Source organism: Branchiibius hedensis (genome assembly GCF_900108585.1).
Classification (GTDB): domain Bacteria; phylum Actinomycetota; class Actinomycetes; order Actinomycetales; family Dermatophilaceae; genus Branchiibius; species Branchiibius hedensis.
Genome location: NZ_UESZ01000001.1, coordinates 131,000 through 151,880, shown reverse-complemented (window position 1 = coordinate 151,880; position 20,881 = coordinate 131,000). Strand labels below are relative to the sequence as shown.

Below are 20,881 nucleotides of genomic sequence, written 5' to 3'. Positions count from 1 at the left end.
ACTTACTCCTCGTCCTTGGTCTGCTGCGCGTCGCCACCGCTGCTCTGCGGCAACGTGTCCGGATCGTTGGCGGGGGTGTCCTGCGAGGTGTGCAATCCCGGCAGCATCCCGCCGGTGTCAGCGGCCTCATCGGAGGTGTCGGTCGAGCCGTGCGTGGCGCCGGTGCTCTGACCGGACTCACGCTCTTCGGCGCGCACCAACTCCAGCCCGGCCAGCGACGCCGAACCGGCGCCGACACCCTGATCGGCGAGGCCGTCGTTGAAACCGGCGAGCACCCGCGAGACCTGCTTGAAGGTGCAGATCGCGTTCGGGCCGCGGCTGGGTCGCACCGGTTTGCCGGCACGCAAATCCTCGACGAAGTCGATCGTGGACTCCGGAGTCTGGTTGTCCATGAACTCCCAGTTGGCCATCACGACCGGCGCGTAGTCGCACGCCGCGTTGCACTCGACACGCTCGAGGGTGATCTTGCCGTCTTCGGTGGTCTCGTCGTGCCCGATCCCCAGATGCTCGGAGAGCCGCTCGAAGATCAGGTCACCACCCATGACCGCACACAGCGTGTTGGTGCAGACCCCGACGGTGTACTCGCCGTTGGGGTGGCGCTTGTACTGCGTGTAGAACGTCGCAACGCCGGTCACCTCGGCGTCGGTCAGCTCGAGCTGCTCGGCGCAGAAGGCCACGCCACGACCGGTCACGTAGCCATCGACGCTCTGCACCAGGTGCAGCAGCGGCAACAACGCGGATCGCTTGTGCGGGTAACGCGCGATGATCTGAGCGGCGTCGGCCCGCAACGCGGTCAGCTGCGCCTCGTCGTACTTGCTCTCGCTGGGCTGGATCGGGGTCAGCCGGTGGAACGGCTCCGGGATTCCCTCCAGGTCGTACGCTTCGCGGATTTCCGCGTCATCAATGCTCATCAGCGATCCACCCCTCCCATGACTGGGTCGATCGAGGCGACGGCGACGATCACGTCACCGATCTGGCCGCCTTCGGACAACGCGGCGACCGCCTGCAGGTTGTTGAAGGACGGCTCCCGGAAGTGCACCCGGTAGGGCCGGGTCGAGCCGTCGGAGACTGCGTGACAACCGAGTTCGCCCTTGGCGCTCTCCACCGCGGCGTACGCCTGACCCGGCGGTACCCGGAAACCCTCGGTGACCAGCTTGAAGTGATGGATCAACGACTCCATCGACTCGCCCATGATCTCGCGGATGTGGTCAAGGCTGTTGCCCTGACCATCGCTGCCGACCGCCAACTGCGCCGGCCAGGCGATCTTCTTGTCCGCAACCATGACCGGACCGGCCGGGCCGTCGAGACGCTGGACGCACTGCTCGACGATCTTCATCGACTCGTGCATCTCGTTGACCCGCACGCGCAGCCGCCCGTAGGCGTCGCAGGTGTCCCAGGTCGCGACGTCGAAGTCGTAGGTCTCGTAACCGCAGTAAGGGTTGCTCTTGCGCAGATCGTGCGGCAGCCCCGTGGCCCGCAGCATCGGGCCGGTGATGCCCAGCGCCATGCAGCCGGTCAGGTCCAGGTAGCCGACGTCGACGGTGCGGCCCTTCAGGATCGGGTTCTCCAGCAGCAGGGCCTCGAGCTCACCGATGCCCTTCTTCATGTCCCGCAGCGCTTCTCGGACCTTGTCGAGGCAACCGGGCGGAATGTCCTGGGCGACGCCACCGGGACGGATGTAGTTGTTGTTCATCCGCAGACCGGTGACCATTTCGAAGATCGACAGGATCCGCTCACGCTCGCGGAAGCCGATGGTCATGACCGTGGTCGCGCCCATCTCCATCCCGCCGGTGGCCAGGGCGACCAGGTGCGAACCCATCCGGTTCAGCTCCATCATCATCACCCGGATGGTGCTGGCGCGCTCCGGCACCTGATCGGTGATGCCGAGCAGCTTCTCGACCGCGAGGCAGTAGGCCGTCTCGTTCAGGATCGGGGTCAGGTAGTCCATCCGGGTGCAGAACGTGACGCCCTGCACCCAGGTGCGGAACTCCATGTTCTTCTCGATCCCGGTGTGCAAGTAGCCGATTCCGGCGCGAGCCTCGGTGACTGTCTCGCCGTCGAGTTCGAGCACCAGCCGCAACACACCGTGGGTGGAGGGGTGCTGCGGGCCCATGTTGACGACGATGCGCTCGTCGGACAGGGCCGTGACCTCATCGACGACGCTGTCCCAGTCGCCGCCGTAGGAGTTGACGACCGGGGTGCCTTCCTCGACGTCGTCCGGGGTCGAGGCGCCGTAGGCGTCTGAAGTGTCCGAAGTAGTGGTCACCGGTAGGACCTCCGATCGTCCGGCGGCGGAACCGTCGCGCCCTTGTATTCCACCGGGATACCGCCCAGCGGATAGTCCTTGCGTTGCGGGTGGCCCGGCCAGTCGTCGGGCATCAGGATCCGGGTCAGCGCCGGGTGGCCATCGAAAATAATCCCGAACATGTCCCAGGTCTCACGCTCGTGCCAATCCGCGCTGGGGTAGACCGGCACGATGCTGGGCAGGTGCCGGTCATCATCGGCGGTGGTGAGTTCGAGCCGAACCCGCCGCGAGCCGTTGGTGATCGACAGGAACTCGTAGACCGCGTGCAGCTCCGCGCCGGTCTCCTGCGGATAGTGCACACCCGAGACCGACAGGCACATCTCGAACCGCAGCGCCGGGTCGTCGCGCAACACCTTGACCACGGACAGCAGGTGGGCCGGGTCGATGAACAAGGTGAGCTCGTCGCGGTCGACCACCACTCGGCGTACGGCGTCCTGCAGGGTGGTCTCGCCGGCGGCACCGAGCGCGCGGCCCAGGTTGTCGACGATCTCATCGAAGTACGAGCCGTAAGGCCGGGTCGCGGCGCCGGGGAAGAAGATCGGCCGGTCCAGGCCGCCGTACCCCGTGGTGTCTCCACCCAGCGACGAGCCGAACATGCCTGTGCGGTGGGCGATTTCGACCGGCGCGTCCTGCGTCGCGTGCTCGTCGACCTCGTGCTCGGTCACGCCGCTCAGCGCAGCGTTCTCCCCTTGGGTATCGCTCACGCTGCACCTCCGGGCGCGATTCCGCGCTCGTTCCGGGCCCCGCTGCGCTCGTTTCCTCGCTTCGCTGTCATCACGCCAATAACCCCTTCATCGCGTGCGTCGGCGTCGCCGCCAGCGCGGCCGCCTCAGCAGCCTTGGCCGCTTCCTTGCGGTTGACGCCGAACTTCGTGCTGCGGATCTGCTTGTGCAGCTCCAGGATCGCGTGCTCCAGCATCTGCGGTCGCGGCGGACAGCCGGGTAGATAGATGTCGACCGGGATGATGTGGTCGACACCCTGCACGATGGCGTAGTTGTTGAACATGCCGCCGGAGCTGGCGCACACCCCCATCGAGATGACCCACTTGGGCTCAGGCATCTGGTCGTAGACCTGGCGCACGACCGGGGCCATCTTCTGGCTCACCCGGCCGGCGACGATCATCAGATCCGCCTGGCGCGGGGTGGCGCTGAAGCGCTCCATGCCGAACCGGGCGATGTCGTAGTCCGGCGTGCCGACGGCCATCATCTCGATCGCGCAGCACGCGAGGCCGAACGTGGCCGGCCACACGGAGAATTGGCGCATGTAGCCAGCGAGCACCTCCACAGAGGTGAGCATGAAGCCCGCGGGCAGCTTCTCCTCGATCCCCATCAGTGGGCTCCCTTCTGCTGGTGAAATAGCTTGACTGTCAGGGTGTTTGCCATCAGTCCCATTCCAGGCCGCCGCGACGCCACACGTAGGCGTAGGCAACGAACACGGTGATGATGAACAGCACCATCTCGACCAGCGCGAACAGCCCCATCCGGTCGAACGCCACAGCGAACGGGAAGAGGAAGACGCTTTCCACGTCGAAGATGATGAAGAGCATGGCCGTCAGGTAGTACTTGATCGGCACGCGGCCGCCGCCCTCGGCGTGCGGACTGGGCTGGATGCCACATTCGTAGGCATCCGCCTTGGCGCGGTTGTACCGGCGACGGCCCGTGATGGGTCCGATCGCCACAGAGAACGCTGCGAATCCCCCACCCAGGGCGAGGAAGAACAGCAACGGTGCGTATGAGTACCCGTTCACCTGCGCGACTCCTTCCGTGACCCCATGCTATTGCCGCAACTCATGCCGCTGGGGTGATCTTGTTCAGCGCTGCGAGCAGTCGATCATCGACGTGCCCGCCGTTCTCGTCCCCGAGGTTGGCCATCACCTTGAGCAAGAACCGCATCATCGTCTGCCGCGGCAGTCCGTACTTGACGGCCAACCGCATCACCTCGGGATTGCCGATCGCCTTGGCGAACCAGCGGCCGAGCGTGAAGTAACCGCCGAGGGCTTCGCGCATGACCTTCGGGTACGTCGAGAGCACCCGTTCGCGGCCGGCGTCGTCGGCGCGCGCGAACGCCTGCGAGACGACCTCGGCAGCGATCCGGCCCGACTCCATGGCGTAGGCGATACCTTCGCCGTTGAACGGGTTGATCGCTCCGGCGGCGTCGCCCACCAGAAGCAACCCATCGGCGTACATCGGGGCGCGGTTGAAGCCCATCGGCAAGGCGGCGCCGCGGATCGGTCCGGTGATGGTCTCGTCGTTGTACGTCCACTCGGCCGGCATGGTGGCGACCCATCGCTTCATGACGTCGCGGTAGTCGGTACGCCCGAACGCCTTGGAGGTGTTCAGGATGCCCAGCCCGATGTTGCTCGTGCCGTCACCGACGCCGAAGATCCAGCCGTAGCCGGGCAGCAGGATCTTGTTGCCCGCCTCGTCGGTGGACCACAGTTCCAGCCAGGACTCCAGGTAGTCGTCGTCGTGCCGGGGGCTGGTGTAGTACGCGCGCACCGCCACCCCGATCGGCCGGTCTTCGCGCTTCTCCCGGCCCATCGCCAGCGCGAGGCGGGCTGAGTTGCCGTCGGCGGCGATCACCAGCGGGGCGCGGAAGGTCATCGTGTTGCCGGTCGCGCGGCCGTCGACGCCCATCTCCTTGGCCTCGACGCCGACAACCTTGCCGTTCTCGAGGATCGGAGCGGTCACGTTGATGCCTTCGCGCAGCTTCGCGCCGTGCTTGACCGCGTGCCGGGCGAGGATGTCGTCGAAGTCCTGACGCGTACGCACCAGACCGTAGGGCGGGAAGCTGGTCGTGTCCGGCCAGTCCAGTTGCAGGCGCATGCCGCCGCCGATGATCCGCAGCCCCTTGTTGCGGATCCAGCCGTCGTCCTCCGGCGTGGGGATGCCGAGAGTGACCAGTTCGCGTACGGCGCGCGGCGTCAAACCATCGCCGCAGACCTTCTCGCGGGGAAAGTGCGTTTTCTCCAGTAGGAGGACGTCCAGACCGGCCATCGCCAGATACGCGGCAGTCGTCGATCCGCCGGGTCCGGCGCCGACGACGATGACATCAGCACTGTCCTGGGACAGGGCAGATGGATGTTGCTGGCTCACGTTGCTTCCTTGCATGCTCGGCGACCCTGGCGCGGCGGTAGCCGCACGGATCGACCGTACTTGTGAATCTCTTCACTTGCCTGGTGATCCGACTCTATGCCTCCGATTCAGCACGCGAGAACTAAGGAGAACCTCACTAGTTGTCCTTGGTCGCACGGTGCAAGGCGACAATCACCCCGTCGCCCTTTCCGGCCACTACGTGACCCCTACCCTCCGCTGCGCTCCGGCTGACGGGGATCACTTCGTGCCTCGGTGCAAGGCGACAATCACCCCGTCGCCCTTTCCGGCCACTACGTGACCCCTACCCTCCGCTGCGCTCCGGCTGACGGGGATCACTTCGTGGCGCGGTGCAAGGCGACAATCCCCCCTGTCAGGTTCTGCCACTCCACCCCACCCCAGCCCGCAGCCGCGATCTGCGCCCCGAGACCCGCCTGATCGGGCCACGCCTGGATGGACTCGGCCAGGTAGACGTAGGACTCGGCGTTGGAACCCACCCGGCGCGCAATCTTCGGCAGCGCGACCATCAGGTACTCCGAGTAGACCTTGCGGAAGGCCGGGTTCACCGGAGTTGAGAATTCACAGATCACCAGTCGGCCGCCGGGTTTGGTCACCCGCAGGAACTCCCGTAGCGCGAGATCCACCCGCACCACGTTGCGCAGCCCGAACGACATCGTGACCGCATCGAAGGACGCGTCCGCGAACGGCAACCGGGTCGCGTCGGCCGCGGTGAAGGCCAACGACGGGTACTGCTTGCGGCCCTGGCGAAGCATCCCGATCGAGAAATCTGCCGGTACGACGTGCGCGCCCAACCGCTCGAACGGCAAGCTGCTGGTCCCCGTGCCGGCCGCGATGTCGAGCACGGTCTGGCCGGGCTGGGCATCGACCGCCTGAACGACCCGGGTGCGCCAGGCCCGGTCCTGACCAAGCGACAGCACGTCATTGGTCAGGTCGTAGCGAGCAGCGACACCGTCGAACATCCGCGCGACGTCAGTGGGTTGTTTGTCGAGAGTTGCGCGGTTCATGGCTGCATCCTCCCGCATGCCGACAGCGCGATTCGAGCGCGGGTTTATCGTTGCCTCTTGTGACGATGCCCGCGAGCGCCGATCAGAGCGCACCCGCACTGGTCGTCCGCACCCGTCGTATCCCCGATCCCGGCGACCTGGTCGCGATCATCCCCCCGGATGTCGATTCCGCTGATGTGTTGTCGTGGTTGCGCGACGGCGAGGGTTTCGTCGGTTGGGGTCGCGCGGCGTACCTGGAAACCTCGGCAACCTCTCGATTCGCCGATGCCGACGCGTGGTGGTCGGATCTGGTGGGACGCGCGGTGGTGCGCTCCGAGGTCGAAGTGCCCGGCGCTGGACTGGTGGCCTTCGGATCCTTCGCCTTCGCCGCCGACTCCGCCTCCCCCAGCACGTTGATCGTGCCCCGAGTCATCGTTGGTCGCCGCGGCGGCCTGGCCTGGGTGACGACCATCAGCGGCTCCCTCGAACAGCCCCCCTCGCCCCGCGAGCAGCCGATCGCCGTACGCCCCGCGAACCTGCAGACCCGGCCCGGGGCGTTGGATGAGGATGGCTGGGCGCAGGCCATCGGCGTTGCCGTGCAACGCATCTCCGCGGGCGACCTGGACAAGGTGGTGATGGCGCGCGATGTCTTCATCACGGGCCAGGAGCCGCTGGATGCCCGCTGGCTCCTGGAGCGGTTGTCCACGTCGTACCGCAAAACGTGGACGTTCAGCGTCGACCGGCTGATCGGCGCAACACCGGAGATGCTGGTGCGCCGCGAGAAGGCCCTGGTGACCTCCCGGATCCTGGCCGGCACCATCCAACGCACCGGTGACGACGAGCACGACCTCGCCCTGGCGGCGTCGCTGGCCCGCTCCTCGAAGGACTTGGAGGAGCACGAGTACGCCGTGCGGTCGGTTGCCGAGGCGCTGGATGCGCACTGCTCGTCGATGAACGTGCCCGAGGCGCCGTTCGTGTTGCACCTGCCCAACGTGATGCATCTGGCGACCGATGTGGCCGGGGTGCTGTCGGACAGTTCGTCCTCGCTGGCCCTGGCGGCCGCGCTGCACCCGTCGGCGGCGGTGTGCGGGACCCCCACCTGGAAGGCCCGCGAGGTGATCGCGGATCTGGAGCAGATGGATCGGGGGCGGTACGCCGGGCCGGTCGGCTGGATCGATTCCTCCGGAGACGGCGAGTGGGGTATCGCTCTGCGGTGTGGACAGATCCAGGGGGACCCCGCGACGATCCGCCTGTTCGCCGGCTGCGGCATCGTGGCGGGCTCGGATCCACAGGACGAGGTGGCCGAGTCCAACGCCAAACTGCGGCCGATGCTGTCCGCCCTGCACGACTGACCTGACCCGCCGACGCGCGCCCACCGTGGTGCCCGCGTACTGAGATCCATAATTGCGTGTTCCCGAAGACATAACTTAAAGTTTTGCCTGGCCATCACCCGTCAGACAAAGGCGTCGCATGTCATCCGCAGCCAGCGCTCCCGTGCCCGTTGTCGCACCCCTGGAGATTCGCAGCGAACCCCGGCTGTCCCGGGTGCGGGGCGGGACCTACTCACCGACCGTCGCCCAGATCCACTTCACCAACGGCCAGAGCGCCCTGACGGACCTGATCCGGCTCAATCCCGGGGTCGACAGCTACTCGTTGGACTTCTTCGGCCGCAGCCCCCGACAGATCGCCCACTACCAGGGCAGTGCGTGGCCCGCAGCGCACCCGTCGACCCATCGCACCCACGAGCGCACCATCGCCCGCATCCTGTCGGTCAGCTACCCGTTCGTCTCACTGGCCAAGGTCCGCGCCCGCCTCGCAGCAGAAGGGGTCGCCGGAGCCGCCGAATTGCGCCCGCACGAAGCCATCGCGGCAACCCAGGCGGCGATCTGGCACCTCACCAACGACCTGCACCTGGACACGCGCGAGATCGCCGCACCCGTGCAGCAGTCGGCTCGGCACCGCGGCGGCCGGTCGACGCTGACCCTCACCTTGGGCCAACCTTTGGAACTGCGCAGCTACGACGTCACCGTCAGCAGCGACGGTCCGGTCACGGTGCACCTGGAGCGTTCCCTCGACGGCCGGACCTGGCAGCGGGTGGCGACGTCCTCGGTGCGTGCACCTGACGGCGGGATGGTGTCCAAAGCGCTCGGCGTCGGCGTCACCGTCTCGCACACGACGAACGCCCGGACCATCGGCTTCCTGCACTACCGCTGCGTCGCGCGGGCCGACGGGGATCACCGCGTGCGCCTGGCGGACGTGTCTTTGCGGCCGGTCGCCGCCTCCCCCTACCGCAATCCCGCACGCATCGTCGCCCTCTATGAGCACCTGGTGCACCTGGCCACTTCCGTCGTGGTCGATTTGGATGTTTCCGCTATTCATGCGCGTCGGCTAGCGGGTTCTAGCCGACGGGACAGCCACGAAGAATTCACTCCCTTGGTGACCGCAGTGCGACGAAGCTCACGAATCGTCGCGACAAACACCGATGGCGAGTACCGTTCGTATTCAAGGACATTCGCAGCAAACACGTAGATAACGGATCGTTCTTCCAGCGATAACCCGACGACGCGAAATCGCTATGAACGCCCGTTTCACATTGTGAAAGAGGACGTTATGGCCACCGAACAAAACGAATCGCAGGCACTGGGCGATCTCGCGGCACGACAACTTGCGAATGCCACCAAGACGGTTTCGCAACTGGAGACAATCACCCCGCGCTGGTTGCTGCATCTGCTGTCCTGGGTGCCCGTCGAAGCCGGTATCTACCGGGTCAACCGGGTGTCCAACCCGGAGAACGTCCTGGTCCAGGTCGGCGAGGCCGGCGAAGAGCCGTTGCCGCAGACCTTCGTGGACTATCAGACCAACCCGCGTGAGATCACGCTGCGCTCGATCTCCACGATCGTCGACATCCACACCCGGGTCTCCGACCTCTACTCCAGCCCGCACGACCAGGTCAGCGAGCAGTTGCGCCTCACGATCGAGACGATCAAGGAGCGCCAGGAGTTCGAACTGATCAACAACGCCGAGCACGGCCTGCTGTCCCAGGTCACCCAGGACCAGACGATCTCGACCCTGTCCGGTCCGCCCACCCCCGACGACCTGGACAGCCTGATCGCCAAGGTCTGGAAGACCCCCAGCTTCTTCCTGACCCACCCGCTGGGTGTCGCCGCGTTCGGTCGCGAAGCCACTCGCCGCGGCACCCCGCCGCCCACCGTCGACCTGTTCGGGTCGCCGTTCATCACCTGGCGCGGCATCCCGATCGTGCCCTCCGACAAGGTGCCGGTCGAGAAGGGCAAGACCAAATTCCTGCTGGTCCGCACCGGGGAAGAGCGCCAAGGTGTGGTCGGCCTGTTCCAGCCGGGGCTGACCGGTGAGCAGTCCCCTGGCCTGTCCGTGCGCTTCGCCGGGATCAACCGGTCGGCGATCGCGTCCTACCTGGTCTCGCTCTACTCCGCGCTGGCCGTCCTCACCGATGACGCGCTGGGTGTGTTGGACGGCGTCGACGTCGGCACCTTCCACGACTACGCCTGATCGGGGTCACCGCCGTGTCCCATCACGAGCCACCCATCAACCCCGCCAGCGGGGATTACATCGTCAGTGCTGAGCAGGTCGCCCAGATCGCGAACGAGTTGTTCGCCGGTTCGCTGCCGCTGCCCGGCCCCGACTCACCGCCCGGCGTCGTACCAGTAGCTCCCCGCGGCGGCGGCGCGAGCGTGGGATCCGCGCCCGCCGTGGGCGCTGGTGCTCCCCCCGGCGTCGTGCCAGTGGCTCCCCGCGGCGGCGGAGTGAGCGCCCCGACCGGCATCCCGGGGCTGGATGCACCCTTGACGGGGCTGGCACCGCCCAACCGTTATCTGGGCGGTTCGCTGCCCCAGCCGTCACCGTCGGCGGGGTCCCACGCACCGCACGGAGCGCCGTACGCCGTCCCGGTCGAGGGTCCCTATGCGCGTACGGCGACCCGGCCACCCCAGGTGCCCACCGGCACGTTCGGGCCGGCGCCGGTCAGCGACGTCAGCACCCGGGACACCTTCGACGTCGGCTCAGTGCGCGGCGACTTCCCGATCCTGTCCGAGCAGGTCAACGGTCACCCGCTGATATGGTTCGACAACGCTGCCACCACCCAGAAGCCACGGCCGGTGATCGAGCGGATCTCGGCGTTCTACGAGCACGAGAACTCCAACATCCACCGCGCGGCCCACGAGTTGGCGGCGCGGGCCACCGACGCCTACGAGGACGCCCGCTCGACGGTCCAGCGGTTCCTGGGCGCGGCGCGCTCGGAGGAGATCACCTTCACCCGCGGCACCACCGAGGCGATCAACCTGGTCGCCCAGTCCTGGGGCCGGGCGAACCTAGGCCCGGGCGACGAGATCCTGCTGACCAACCTCGAACACCACGCCAACATCGTTCCGTGGCAGATGGTGGCCGACCGCACCGGCGCTCGCATCGTCGTGGCACCGGTCGACAACCGCGGCCAGCTGGACGAGCAACGGTTCGGGGAGTTGCTCAACTCCCGCACCAAGATCGCCGCCTTCACCCAGGTCGCCAACGCCACCGGCACCGTCAACCCGGTCGTCTCGATGGCCCAGATGGCTCGTCGGGCCGGCGCCCGGGTGTTGGTCGACGGGGCGCAGTCGGTGCCACACCTGGCCGTCGACCTGAGCGAGTTGGACGCGGACTTCTTCGTCTTCTCCGGTCACAAGATCTTCGGCCCCACCGGCATCGGCGCGGTCTTCATCCGGGAGCGCGTCTGGGACGAGACGCCGGCCTGGCAGGGCGGCGGCAACATGATCGCCGACGTCACCTTCGAGCGCAGCATCTACCAGCCGCCACCGAACAAGTACGAGGCCGGGACCGGCAACATCGCCGACGCCGTGGGGCTGGCCGAAGCGTTGCGGTACGTCGAGCGCATCGGCCTGCATCGCATCGCCGCCTACGAGCACGACCTGCTGGAGTACGCCACGCCCCGGCTGGCCGCCATCCCTGGTGTCACGTTGGTGGGCACGGCTGAGCACAAAGCCAGCGTGCTGTCGTTCGTGCTCGCCGGTCACGAGCCCCACGAGGTCGGAACAGCTTTGAACGAGAAGGGAATTGCGGTGCGCGCCGGTCACCACTGCGCGCAGCCAATCCTGCGCCGGCTGGGCTATGAAGCAACGGTCCGTCCGTCGTTCGCGTTCTACAACACCTACGACGAGATCGACTTCTTCATCGAGACCGTCCGCCAGATCGCGGGGGCATGACCTGCGACAACTGTTGATCGTCCATCACAGTCCGACCCCGCTGCTGCGGTCCCTGACCGAAGCCGTCGTCGCGGGAGCCACCGACGACGCGATCGACGCGGTCGACGTCAACGTCGTTGCCGCGCTTGACGTTTCGATCGATGACTTCCTATCGGCGGATGGTTATCTGCTCGGGACACCAGCCAATTTCGGTTACATGTCGGGCGCGATGAAGCATGCCTTCGACTCGACGTACGACGACATCCGGGGACGGGTCGACAAACGCCCGTTCTCGGTGTGGATCCACGGGCGATCGGACACCACCGGCGCCCGCCGATCGCTGTTGTCCGTGGCGACCGGCCTGACCTGGCGGCTGGCGGCGGAACCAGTTGAACTCATCGGACCCGTCGACGAATCCGACCTCGCCCGATGCACCGAGTTGGGCGGGACCCTCGCCGCACTACTGGCCGACTGAGCCAGGCGATAACGCCGCGTCGACGGCCGCCGCGAGGTCCTGACGCAACCGTCGGGCGTCCGTGCGCGGCACCCGCACCTCGAGCACCGTCAGACCCTGCGGGGTGGCACTGATCGCCTCGGCCAGTTCGGCTGCGGTGTCGACGCTGCGATGGGCCACGTCGTGCGCTGCGCACACACCGGCGATGTCGGCGCCCGTCGCTGTGCCGAAGATCCGTTCGAACGCCCCGGCGTACTCGGGCGCCCCCACCTCCAGCGTGCTGAAGATCGCGCCACCGTCGTCGTTGACGACCACCATGGTCAGATCCGGGCGAGGTTCGTCCGGACCGATCAGCAGGCCGTTGGTGTCGTGCAGGAAGGTGAGGTCACCCATCAGCGCGTACGCCGGCCGGTCCGGTTGCGAGAGGGCCGCACCGATCGCGCTGGATACCGACCCGTCGATTCCAGCCAGACCCCGATTCCCCACGGTCACAACGCCTTTGGCGATCCGCGCCGGCTCACGGGCGATATCCAGATCCCGCACGGCACTGGATGCACCCACAAACAGCAGCGCCCGCTCCGGCAGGTTGTTCGCGACCGTCCGGGCGACCGCCGGCCCACTGGGCCACGACGCTTCGACGATCGGGCCGGCGGTGGCGGCGACCACTGCTCCCGCGGCTCGCCAGCGGGCGGCCCAGGTCCGATCGACACACCCGGCCACCACCCGGTGACTGCGCTCGATGTCAGCCCAGTCGTGGACCCGGTGGACCGCATGCACCGGGTCGGACCAGGACGTCAGCGCCGTGACCACCTCGACGGTCACCTCAGGACGGCGTAACAGGGCCAGCACCCGGCGGTCCAATGTGACGGCACCGGCGACCAGGACCCGCTCGGGCAGGTTCTCCTCCAGCCAACCGGTCGCCGACAACAACAGTGGTCCGTGCGGGGTGACCCGGGCACGCCGGAAGAGGCCGGCCGGTTCGGCGATGATCGGCCAGCCAGCGACATCTGCCAGCTCGGTGATGTCGGCGGCGCGAGCGGGGTCGGCAAGGCTGCCGAGCACCAACAGTGTGCGCGGGACCGGGGCGATGCCCGGCCCGGCGCCCGCCGCTTCGTGGCGCACCGGCGACCGCAGACTCAGCCACGCCTCACCGTGCGGGCGACCGTCGAGCGGTTCGGACCACCCCGTCGGGTCGGTGTCCGGGGTCAGCGGCTCGCGGAAGCTGACGTTGAGGTGCACCGGCCCCGGGTCGCCGGAGGGGTGACCGCACGACTCCGCGACCGCCCGGCCGACCACCGAGCGCCACTGACCCTGCTGGCCGGGGCGACGACCAGCAGCGGAGAACTCGTGGAACCACCGGGTCATCCCGCCAAAGATCTTCACCTGGTCGGTGGTCTGGTTGGCGCCGCTACCGCGCTGCTCGGCCGGGCGGTCCGCGGTGAGCAGCAGCAGCGGCACGTTGCCGTGGGATGCCTCGAGGACCGCGGGGTGCAGGTTCGCGACCGCCGTCCCGCTGGTCGTGATGACCGCGGCCGGTTGCCGACTGACCTTGGCTAGACCCAGCGCAAGGAACGCACCGGATCGTTCGTCGACCCGGACATGCAACCGGGCGCGCCCGGCCCGCTCAGCGGCCAGCACGGCGTACGCCAAGGGAGCCGACCGCGATCCAGGACAGACGACGAAGTCACGCACCCCCTGCCGGATCAACTCGTCCACGAGCACGGTCGCCAGAGCAGTCGAGGGGTTCACGCCGGCATCCTCCCGGATGCGGTGATCCCCCAGGTGCCGGACCACACGTCACCCGGGCGCAGGATGGTCAAGGCCTCACCGGACACAAAGGCATTCGCGGGGGCCGACATGGGCTCCACAGCGACGCCGGAGCGTCGCTTGCGCTCCGGGGGCAGCGAGTCCCCGGTGAAGACCTGCAGGTAACTGAAGGCGCCCGCGTCGGCCCAGATCGTCGTACGCCGATCGCCCCGTTCGATACTCACCCGCCAGCGGCCGTCGTCGCCAGGAGAGAGATCGGTGAACGCGGTGTCCAGCGAGGTACTGCCGATGGGGACGCCCGCCCGGAAGTCGGTCCCCGGGCCCACCGGGGAGGAACCGACCGGGATCAACCGGTCGTCCACGTCGATCTTCCGCCCCGCCGGAATCGTCAGAGTGACCTCGTCGACGGTCGTCTCACCGGTCGTCAGGTAGGGGTGGGCGCCATAGGCGAACGGCGCCTTCGCGGTGCCCACGTTGGTGACCTTGGTGGCCACTTCCAGGCCGCTACTGGTCGCGGTGTAGCGGACCTTGATCCGCAAACACGCATCCCAACCCTGCTGCGGCAGAAGCAGATACGACAGCGTTACCGACGTGTCGGCCAAGTCCTCCAGGCTCCACAGCGCCCACCGCACCAGGCCGTGGCTGGCGTTCCCGCGGCCCGGCTCGGACAACGCCAGCTGCTGGCTGACCCCGTCGAAGGAGTACTTGCCGTCCCGGATCCGGTTTGGCCAGGGCATGAGCAGTTGGCCGCGGCCGCCGTCGGCTTTGCTCTGCAGCGGGTAGCCATGCAGGACCGGCTCACCACCCACCTTGAGGACGCGGATGCCGCCGCCGACCTGCGTGATGATCGCAACTGCCCCCGGGCCACGATCGTCCGCGGGTGCACTGATCGACCACTGTTCACCGCTCGGCGGAATCGTCACCTGACCCATGACCCGATCCTGACATGCGAGCGGGCCGTACGCTGGATCGGTGCAGCACTACGTCTCCTTCCTTCCCGCCGAGAGCCTGGCGCCCATCACCCTCGCGCACAATGTCGGCAGGGGCGAGGAGGTCGACGCGGTACTGACGGCGGCTGAGGATGCAGGAGCTCGCGAGGTGTCCCGTGCAGTCCGCCGTGAATGGGGCGGCCTGCTGGGCGACCAGTTGGTGGCCGCTGGCCGGGCGGCGTCCGCCCGAACGCGTCGATGACCGGCTCCGCACCGGCGCGTAGCTACGCCGATGACATCCGATCGCGCGACGACACTGCGCTGGTCCAACTCCTGCTGGCTCGCCCCGATCTGGCGCGACCGGTGCCTACCGATCTGACCGCGCTGGCGGCACGCGCGGGATCACGACCGAGCGCACTGCGCGCGTTGGAGTCGTTGCACGCCGACACCTTGCACGTCCTCGAAGCGCTGCTGATCGGCGATCCCGAGATCCTGTTGGCGGCCGATGTCAGCGCGCAGCTCGAACAGCTGTGGCGCCAGGCACTGGTCTGGCGATCGCCAGAGGGTCTGCGCCCGGCGCGCGTGATCAGCGAGTTGCTGCCAGAGCCCGCCGGACTCGGTCCGGCCGCGAGCTCCATCGAGGACTACCGCCCGCCGACGGATCTGTCGGTCCGATTCGAGACCCTGTCCGATGCGGCCCGTGCCGCTCTGGAACGCCTTCGCTGGGGACCGGCGAAGGCGAGATTCGACGGTCCGGCCGCGATCGGCGTACTGGAGGAGTTGGTGGCGGCCGGGTTCATGGTGCGCACCGAGGAGTCCACGGGCACCGTGCCCCGCGAAGTGGGGTTGTGGCTGCGCGACGGGCAGCTTGTTGCCGGCGGCCTGACCGGGCTGCCCGCGCCTGACCTGCCGAGCGACCCACAGCGGGCCCAGTCCGGTGCCGGGGTGGCGATCCGCGAATTGCTCTGGCAGCTCGAACGATTGGCCTCACTGTGGCAGCTGGACCCGCCTCGGGTGCTGCGCACGGGAGGACTTGGTGCACGTGAGCTCAAGGTGACCGCCGAGCGCCTGGACCAGGACCAGGCCTTCACGGCGTTCCTGATCGAACTGGCCTACGCCGCCCAGCTGGTCGCCTCCGATGACGCCGACGAGCCCGTCTGGCTCCCCACGACGGAGTACGACGAGTGGTTGCGCCGCGACACCCCCGCGCGGTGGGCGCGGCTCGCGTTCGCGTGGCGCGACAGCCCGCGCGCCGCCTTCCTCGTGGGCACGACCGGCGACAAGGGAAAGATCAATGCTCTTGGCTCAGAGGCTCATTGGCCGATGATGCGCGCCCGCCGTCGCGACGTCCTTGAGATTCTCGCCACTGGCAGCGGCGGCTATTCGGCTGGCGCCATGGACGAAGCGTTGCGGTGGCTGCGGCCATTGCGCCTACCGGCCGGCGCGCCGACTCGGGCCGGCGAATTGCTCCAGGAGGCAGAGTGGTTGGGCGTTACCGCTGGCCATGCACTCACCGCTGCCGGCCACGTGCTTGCCGATGCTGCGGCCGACGAGGCAGCGGTCGCCGTTGCCCTTGTCGGCAGTCTGCCCCCGCCGCAGGATCTGCTGTTGGTGCAGGCGGACCACACGGTCGTGGCGCCAGGGGCCCTCTCGGATGACTTGCGGCGGTTCGCCGACCTGATCTTCAATGTCGAATCGAGCGGTGGGGCAACGGTTTTCCGGATGACGTCGGGGAGCCTCCGCCGCGGTTTCGACCGCGGGCTGACTGCGACGGACATTCTGAGCCGTCTGCAGGCCGTGTCCCCTGCGCCGATCCCCCAGCCCGTCGAGTATCTGATCAACGACGCTGCGCGCCAGCACGGTCAGACCCGGGTCGGAGCAACCTCCAGCTACATCCGCAGTGACGACGTGGCTTCGCTGCAGTCGATGATGGCCGACCCTCGCACCGGGATCCTGCGACTGCGGCAGATCGCTCCGACTGTTCTGGTGTCGCCGGTGGCTGCGGAGACGGTACTGGATGTGCTTCGTGAGCAGGGGCATTCACCGGTCGCGGAGACCTCCGACGGCGTCTCCATCGTCGGAGTGCGTCGCCAACCGCGCGCTGATCCTCGCCCGCTGGCTGGTCCGGTGGTGGTGGACAGCGTCACCGCCGAGCTGGCAGAGCAGGCGGTCGCACGGTTGCGACAGCACCCCGACTCCTCCGAGGGCCCGCGCATCGCCTCGACCGACCCGGCGCTGACCCTCGCGACGTTGCAGGATGCGGCGGCGGGCCGGATGCCGGTGTGGATCGGCTACTCCGACCCCACGGGCGACGTGCACCGCGCCCTGTTGCAACCCGAACAGGTCGCTGGTGGAAGGGTGGTCGGCGCCGTTGATGGTCAGCGTCGCACGATCGCGCTACACCGCATCCTCGGCGTCGCCCCCGCCTGAGCCGGACGCGGCTTAGAAGATGCGGACCCGCTGCTCCTCCGGCAGATACATGCCGTCGCCCTCCGTCACGCCGAACGCCTCGTGGAACTCCACCAGGTTGCGCGCGACGTTGCAGCGACAGTTCGCCGGTGAGTGCGGATCGATCGCGATCAGCCGCTTGGCCTCAGCCTCCCGGGCTTTGCCACACCACACCTGGGCCCAGCCGATGAAGAACCGCTGCGCCGGAGTGAATCCGTACAACTCGATCGCCGGGTTGGTCTCCTGGGAGATCTCGTACGCCTTGTAGCCGATGGTCAGGCCACCCAGGTCGCCGATGTTCTCCCCCACGGTCAGCGCACCGTTGACCTTCACGTCGGGTGCATCCGCCGGCGACTGCTCGTTGAACTGGTCGATCAGCTTCTTGGCCAACGAGTCGAACCGCGAGCGGTCCTGCTCGGTCCACCAGTCCCGCAACGCGCCGTTGCCGTCGTACCGCGAGCCCTGGTCGTCGAAACCGTGGCCGATCTCGTGCCCGATCACGGCGCCGATGCCGCCGTAGTTCACCGCATCGTCGGCGTCCACGTCGAAGAACGGCGGCTGCAGGATCGCGGCCGGGAAGACGATCTCGTTCATCACCGGGTGGTAATACGCGTTGACCGTCTGCGGAGTCATCAGCCATTCGGTGCGGTCGATCGGTTTGCCGACCTTGTCCAACTGGCGGTGGATCTCGAACTCCGCTGCGCGGCGTACGTTTCCGATCAGATCGTCGGCGTCGATGGTCAGGCTCGAGTAGTCCCGCCACTTGTCGGGGTAGCCGATCTTGGGCGTGAACTTGCCCAGCTTCTCCAGCGCCTGCGCGCGGGTCTGCTCCCCCATCCAGGGCAGCGTCTCGAAGTCGCGCCGGTATGCCTCGATGAGGTTGGCGACCAACTCGGTCATCCGCTCCTTGGCGCGCGGCGGGAAGTGCGCCGCGACGTACAACTGGCCGGCCGCCTCACCCAGCGCCTCCTCGACCAGGCCGACTCCGCGCTTCCAGCGCTCCTTCAACTCGGGCACACCGGACAGGGTGCGGCCGTGAAAGTCGAAACTCTCCTGCACGATCGCATCGGTCAGGTGCGGCGCGCGGGAGCTGATCAGTCGCCAGGACAGATAGTCCTTCCACTGCTCGATCGGCAGATCCACCAGAGCTGCGGACAGTCCGGTGAGGAAGCTGGGCTGGCGCACCACGACGGCATCGAACGAACCGTCCGGTGCCTCGAGTGCGGCCAAGAAGACGGGCCAGTCCACGTTGGGCGCCAACTGCTGCAGGTCGGCAGAAGACGACTTGTTGTAGGTGCGCACCGCGTCACGGCTGGCCACGTTGTCCCAGTGCGAGGCGGCGATCAGGTGCTCCACGTCGAAGATGCCCTGGGCGTGTTTGGCGCTCGCCTCGTGGCCGGCCAGGTTCAGCAGCTTCTCGATGTGCGCGATGTACTTCTCCCGGATCGGCTGGTACTGGTCCTCGCGGTAGTACGACTCATCCGGCAGGCCGAGCCCGTACTGCTCGAGGTAGGCGATGTTCTCCTCGGGATTGCCTGCGTCGGCCGACACGTAGATCGCGATCGGGCCCCAGACGTCCTGCCTGGCCAGGCGCCCGAATTGTTCGATCAGACCGGGGACGTCGTGCACGGCCGCGATGGCCGCCAGATCGTCGCTCAGCGGCTGGCTACCGAGACCTTCGATGCGGTCGGTGTCCATGAACGACCGGTAGAGGTCCCCGACTTTCGCCTGTTCCGTGCCCGGCTCGGCGTCCGCGGCGGCCGCCTTCTCGATCAACTCGCGCATCGCGGCCTCGGAGGCCTCGCGCAACCGGTCGAACGCGCCGTACCGAGCACGGTCCGCCGGGATCTCGGTGTTCTTGATCCATTCGCCGTTGACGTGCTCGAAAAAATCATCCTGAGCGCGGACGGACGCATCAAAGCTGCTGGTGATCCCCGAATTCATAGTCACCAGATTAAACACGGGAAGAGAATCGGGGTTCATCGACGTTCGATAGGTTGCACCCTCCCGGAAGGACACCCATGACCGACGGACCGCTGATCGTCCAGAGCGACAAGACCGTGCTGTTGGAGGTCGATCACCCCCAGGCCGGTGACGCTCGTCGGGCGATCGCACCGTTCGCGGAGTTGGAGCGCGCTCCGGAGCACATGCACACCTACCGGATCACGCCGCTCGGCCTGTGGAACGCCCGGGCGGCCGGCCATGACGCCGAGACCGTCGTGCACACGCTGATCACGTACAGCCGTTACCCGGTGCCCAACGCGTTGCTGATCGACATCGCCGAGACGATGGACCGCTACGGCCGGTTGCGGCTGGTCAAGGACGACGACGGCCGGTTGATGCTCATCTCCACTGATCGGGCGGTGCTGGAGGAGATCCTGCGGCACAAGAAGATCACCCCGCTGGTGGGCGAGCGGATCGCCGACGACCGCGTCCTGGTGCACCCCTCCGAGCGCGGCGCGATCAAACAGCAGCTGATCAAGGTGGGTTGGCCGGCCGAGGACGAGGCGGGGTACGTCGATGGCGAGGCCCACGCAATCAGCTTGCGGACCGAGGGCTGGGACCTGCGCCCGTACCAGGAGCAGGCGGTCGACGGGTTCTGGCACGGCGGCTCGGGTGTCGTCGTACTGCCTTGTGGCGCAGGAAAAACCATCGTTGGCGCCGGCGCGATGGCCAAGGCCGGCGCGACCACGCTGATCCTGGTGACCAATACGGTGTCGGCCCGGCAGTGGCGTGACGAGTTGCTCAAACGAACCTCCCTGACCGAGGAGGAGATCGGCGAGTACAGCGGGGCCCGCAAGGACATCCGCCCGGTGACCATCGCGACCTACCAGGTGCTCACCCACAAGCGAAAGGGCGTCTTCCCGCACCTCGAGCTGCTCGACGCGCGCGACTGGGGCCTGGTCGTCTACGACGAGGTGCACCTGCTGCCCGCGCCGATCTTCCGGATGACCGCGGACCTGCAGGCCCGCCGCCGGCTGGGTCTGACCGCGACGTTGGTGCGCGAGGACGGCCGGGAGTCGGACGTGTTCAGCCTGATCGGCCCGAAGCGCTACGACGCGCCGTGGAAGGACATCGAAGCCCAGGGCTACATCGCCCCGGCCGATTGCGTCGAGGTGCGGGTGACCCTGTCGGAGTCGGATCGGCTGGCGTACGCCACGACCGAGCCTGAGGAGCGTTACCGCTTCGCGTCCTGCGCCCCCGCCAAGGACCGCGTGGTCGAGCAACTGGTCGAGCAGCACCGCGGTGAGCCGACCCTGGTGATCGGGCAATACCTCGACCAGTTGGAGACCCTGGCCGGGCGTCTGAACGCCGACCTGATCACCGGTGAGACGCCGGTCGGCCAACGGCAGAAGCTCTTCCAGCAGTTCCGGGACGGGGAGATCTCGCTGCTCGTGGTCAGCAAGGTGGCGAACTTCTCGATCGACCTGCCCGAGGCGAGTGTGGCCATCCAGGTGTCGGGCACATTCGGCTCCCGCCAGGAGGAGGCCCAGCGTCTTGGCCGGGTGCTGCGTCCCAAGGGCGACGGGCGGACCGCGCACTTCTACACGGTCGTCGCCCGCGACACCGTCGACGCCGAGTTCGCCGCCCACCGCCAGCGGTTCCTGGCCGAGCAGGGTTACGCCTACCGGATCGTCGACGCCGACGACCTGCCGGCGCTGGCTTAAA

18 protein-coding genes are annotated in these 20,881 nt (G+C 67.7%); 8 read left to right on the top strand and 10 right to left on the bottom strand.

The genetic code is table 11. The annotated features are described in order from the left end of the window. Window positions 1–2 precede the first annotated feature (2 nt). The 7 genes from nuoE to DR843_RS00785 all read right to left on the bottom strand — a co-directional run bounded on the left by nuoE (window position 3) and on the right by DR843_RS00785 (window position 6,422). Window positions 3–911 carry an NADH-quinone oxidoreductase subunit NuoE gene (nuoE, locus tag DR843_RS00815; RefSeq protein WP_109683667.1) on the bottom strand — a complete coding sequence of 303 codons (909 nt, stop codon included), beginning with the start codon at window positions 909–911 and terminating at the stop codon, window positions 3–5. Further along, window positions 911–2,266, bottom strand: a complete 1,356-nt coding sequence (locus DR843_RS00810; protein WP_109683666.1) for an NADH-quinone oxidoreductase subunit D — start codon at window positions 2,264–2,266, stop codon at window positions 911–913. The genes nuoE and DR843_RS00810 overlap by 1 nt, the downstream gene beginning before the upstream one ends. Then, complete coding sequence (locus DR843_RS00805; protein WP_109683665.1) at window positions 2,263–3,009, bottom strand: NADH-quinone oxidoreductase subunit C; 747 nt, start codon at window positions 3,007–3,009, stop codon at window positions 2,263–2,265. The genes DR843_RS00810 and DR843_RS00805 overlap by 4 nt, the downstream gene beginning before the upstream one ends. Window positions 3,010–3,079: 70 nt before the next feature. Beyond that, entirely contained in the window at window positions 3,080–3,634 is a 555-nt protein-coding gene (locus DR843_RS00800) for a NuoB/complex I 20 kDa subunit family protein (protein WP_109683664.1), read from the bottom strand. A 52-nt stretch (window positions 3,635–3,686) separates the two neighbouring features. Beyond that, window positions 3,687–4,052, bottom strand: a complete 366-nt coding sequence (locus DR843_RS00795) for an NADH-quinone oxidoreductase subunit A (RefSeq protein ID WP_109683663.1) — start codon at window positions 4,050–4,052, stop codon at window positions 3,687–3,689. Window positions 4,053–4,092: 40 nt separating this feature from the next. Further along, complete coding sequence (locus DR843_RS00790; RefSeq protein WP_245933930.1) at window positions 4,093–5,400, bottom strand: geranylgeranyl reductase family protein; 1,308 nt, start codon at window positions 5,398–5,400, stop codon at window positions 4,093–4,095. A 332-nt stretch (window positions 5,401–5,732) separates the two neighbouring features. Further along, window positions 5,733–6,422 (bottom strand): demethylmenaquinone methyltransferase, encoded by a 690-nt coding sequence (locus tag DR843_RS00785; protein WP_109688277.1) that lies wholly within the window; start codon window positions 6,420–6,422, stop codon window positions 5,733–5,735. A 65-nt stretch (window positions 6,423–6,487) separates the two neighbouring features. On the opposite strand from DR843_RS00785, the gene DR843_RS00780 reads away from it, so the two are divergent. From DR843_RS00780 to DR843_RS00760, 5 genes are all read left to right on the top strand, one after another. Further along, window positions 6,488–7,753: an isochorismate synthase gene (locus tag DR843_RS00780; RefSeq protein WP_109688275.1), complete on the top strand. Its 1,266-nt coding sequence runs from the start codon at window positions 6,488–6,490 to the stop codon at window positions 7,751–7,753. A 118-nt stretch (window positions 7,754–7,871) separates the two neighbouring features. Continuing rightward, window positions 7,872–8,930 carry a TQXA domain-containing protein gene (locus tag DR843_RS00775; protein ID WP_109683661.1) on the top strand — a complete coding sequence of 353 codons (1,059 nt, stop codon included), beginning with the start codon at window positions 7,872–7,874 and terminating at the stop codon, window positions 8,928–8,930. Between the two features lie 81 nt (window positions 8,931–9,011). Continuing rightward, complete coding sequence (locus tag DR843_RS00770; RefSeq protein ID WP_109683660.1) at window positions 9,012–9,929, top strand: family 2A encapsulin nanocompartment shell protein; 918 nt, start codon at window positions 9,012–9,014, stop codon at window positions 9,927–9,929. Window positions 9,930–9,943: 14 nt separating this feature from the next. Further along, on the top strand, window positions 9,944–11,635 hold the full coding sequence (locus DR843_RS00765; protein ID WP_109683659.1) for a cysteine desulfurase: 1,692 nt from the start codon (window positions 9,944–9,946) through the stop codon (window positions 11,633–11,635). Between the two features lie 13 nt (window positions 11,636–11,648). Continuing rightward, window positions 11,649–12,089, top strand: coding sequence for a flavodoxin family protein (locus tag DR843_RS00760; protein WP_245933929.1), 441 nt, complete (start codon window positions 11,649–11,651; stop codon window positions 12,087–12,089). On the opposite strand, the gene menD is transcribed toward DR843_RS00760, so the two are convergent. Both menD and DR843_RS00750 read right to left on the bottom strand, forming a co-directional pair. Further along, window positions 12,075–13,817 (bottom strand): 2-succinyl-5-enolpyruvyl-6-hydroxy-3-cyclohexene-1-carboxylic-acid synthase, encoded by a 1,743-nt coding sequence (menD, locus tag DR843_RS00755; RefSeq protein WP_109688271.1) that lies wholly within the window; start codon window positions 13,815–13,817, stop codon window positions 12,075–12,077. The genes DR843_RS00760 and menD overlap by 15 nt on opposite strands. Continuing rightward, window positions 13,814–14,767 (bottom strand): aldose 1-epimerase family protein, encoded by a 954-nt coding sequence (locus tag DR843_RS00750; protein WP_109683658.1) that lies wholly within the window; start codon window positions 14,765–14,767, stop codon window positions 13,814–13,816. The genes menD and DR843_RS00750 overlap by 4 nt, the downstream gene beginning before the upstream one ends. A 40-nt stretch (window positions 14,768–14,807) precedes the next feature. Here DR843_RS00750 and DR843_RS19950 point away from each other — a divergent pair, with 40 nt between their 5' ends. Together DR843_RS19950 and DR843_RS00740 are read left to right on the top strand one after the other, a co-directional pair. Further along, window positions 14,808–15,026: a VOC family protein gene (locus tag DR843_RS19950; protein WP_109683657.1), complete on the top strand. Its 219-nt coding sequence runs from the start codon at window positions 14,808–14,810 to the stop codon at window positions 15,024–15,026. Beyond that, window positions 15,023–17,194, top strand: coding sequence for a helicase-associated domain-containing protein (locus DR843_RS00740; RefSeq protein WP_109683656.1), 2,172 nt, complete (start codon window positions 15,023–15,025; stop codon window positions 17,192–17,194). The genes DR843_RS19950 and DR843_RS00740 overlap by 4 nt, the downstream gene beginning before the upstream one ends. Before the next feature lie 12 nt (window positions 17,195–17,206). On the opposite strand, the gene DR843_RS00735 is transcribed toward DR843_RS00740, so the two are convergent. Further along, window positions 17,207–19,156, bottom strand: a complete 1,950-nt coding sequence (locus DR843_RS00735; RefSeq protein WP_109683655.1) for a M13 family metallopeptidase — start codon at window positions 19,154–19,156, stop codon at window positions 17,207–17,209. A 77-nt stretch (window positions 19,157–19,233) separates the two neighbouring features. Between DR843_RS00735 and DR843_RS00730 the strand changes: the two genes are divergently transcribed. Further along, the gene (locus DR843_RS00730; protein WP_109683654.1) at window positions 19,234–20,880 is read left to right on the top strand and encodes a DNA repair helicase XPB; all 1,647 of its coding nucleotides are present in this window, start codon (window positions 19,234–19,236) and stop codon (window positions 20,878–20,880) included. Window position 20,881: the final 1 nt, after the last annotated feature.

What these genes read in the sequence shown, in the direction of transcription:
- DR843_RS00740 (WP_109683656.1), top strand. Translation starts at nt 15,023, where the DNA reads ATGACCGGCTCCGCACCGGCGCGTAGCTACGCCGATGACATCCGATCG.
- DR843_RS00730 (WP_109683654.1), top strand. Translation starts at nt 19,234, where the DNA reads ATGACCGACGGACCGCTGATCGTCCAGAGCGACAAGACCGTGCTGTTG.
- DR843_RS00800 (WP_109683664.1), bottom strand. Translation starts at nt 3,634, where the DNA reads ATGGGGATCGAGGAGAAGCTGCCCGCGGGCTTCATGCTCACCTCTGTG.
- nuoE (WP_109683667.1), bottom strand. Translation starts at nt 911, where the DNA reads ATGAGCATTGATGACGCGGAAATCCGCGAAGCGTACGACCTGGAGGGA.
- DR843_RS00750 (WP_109683658.1), bottom strand. Translation starts at nt 14,767, where the DNA reads ATGGGTCAGGTGACGATTCCGCCGAGCGGTGAACAGTGGTCGATCAGT.
- DR843_RS00785 (WP_109688277.1), bottom strand. Translation starts at nt 6,422, where the DNA reads ATGAACCGCGCAACTCTCGACAAACAACCCACTGACGTCGCGCGGATG.
- DR843_RS00780 (WP_109688275.1), top strand. Translation starts at nt 6,488, where the DNA reads ATGCCCGCGAGCGCCGATCAGAGCGCACCCGCACTGGTCGTCCGCACC.
- DR843_RS00735 (WP_109683655.1), bottom strand. Translation starts at nt 19,156, where the DNA reads ATGAATTCGGGGATCACCAGCAGCTTTGATGCGTCCGTCCGCGCTCAG.
- DR843_RS00770 (WP_109683660.1), top strand. Translation starts at nt 9,012, where the DNA reads ATGGCCACCGAACAAAACGAATCGCAGGCACTGGGCGATCTCGCGGCA.
- DR843_RS00775 (WP_109683661.1), top strand. Translation starts at nt 7,872, where the DNA reads ATGTCATCCGCAGCCAGCGCTCCCGTGCCCGTTGTCGCACCCCTGGAG.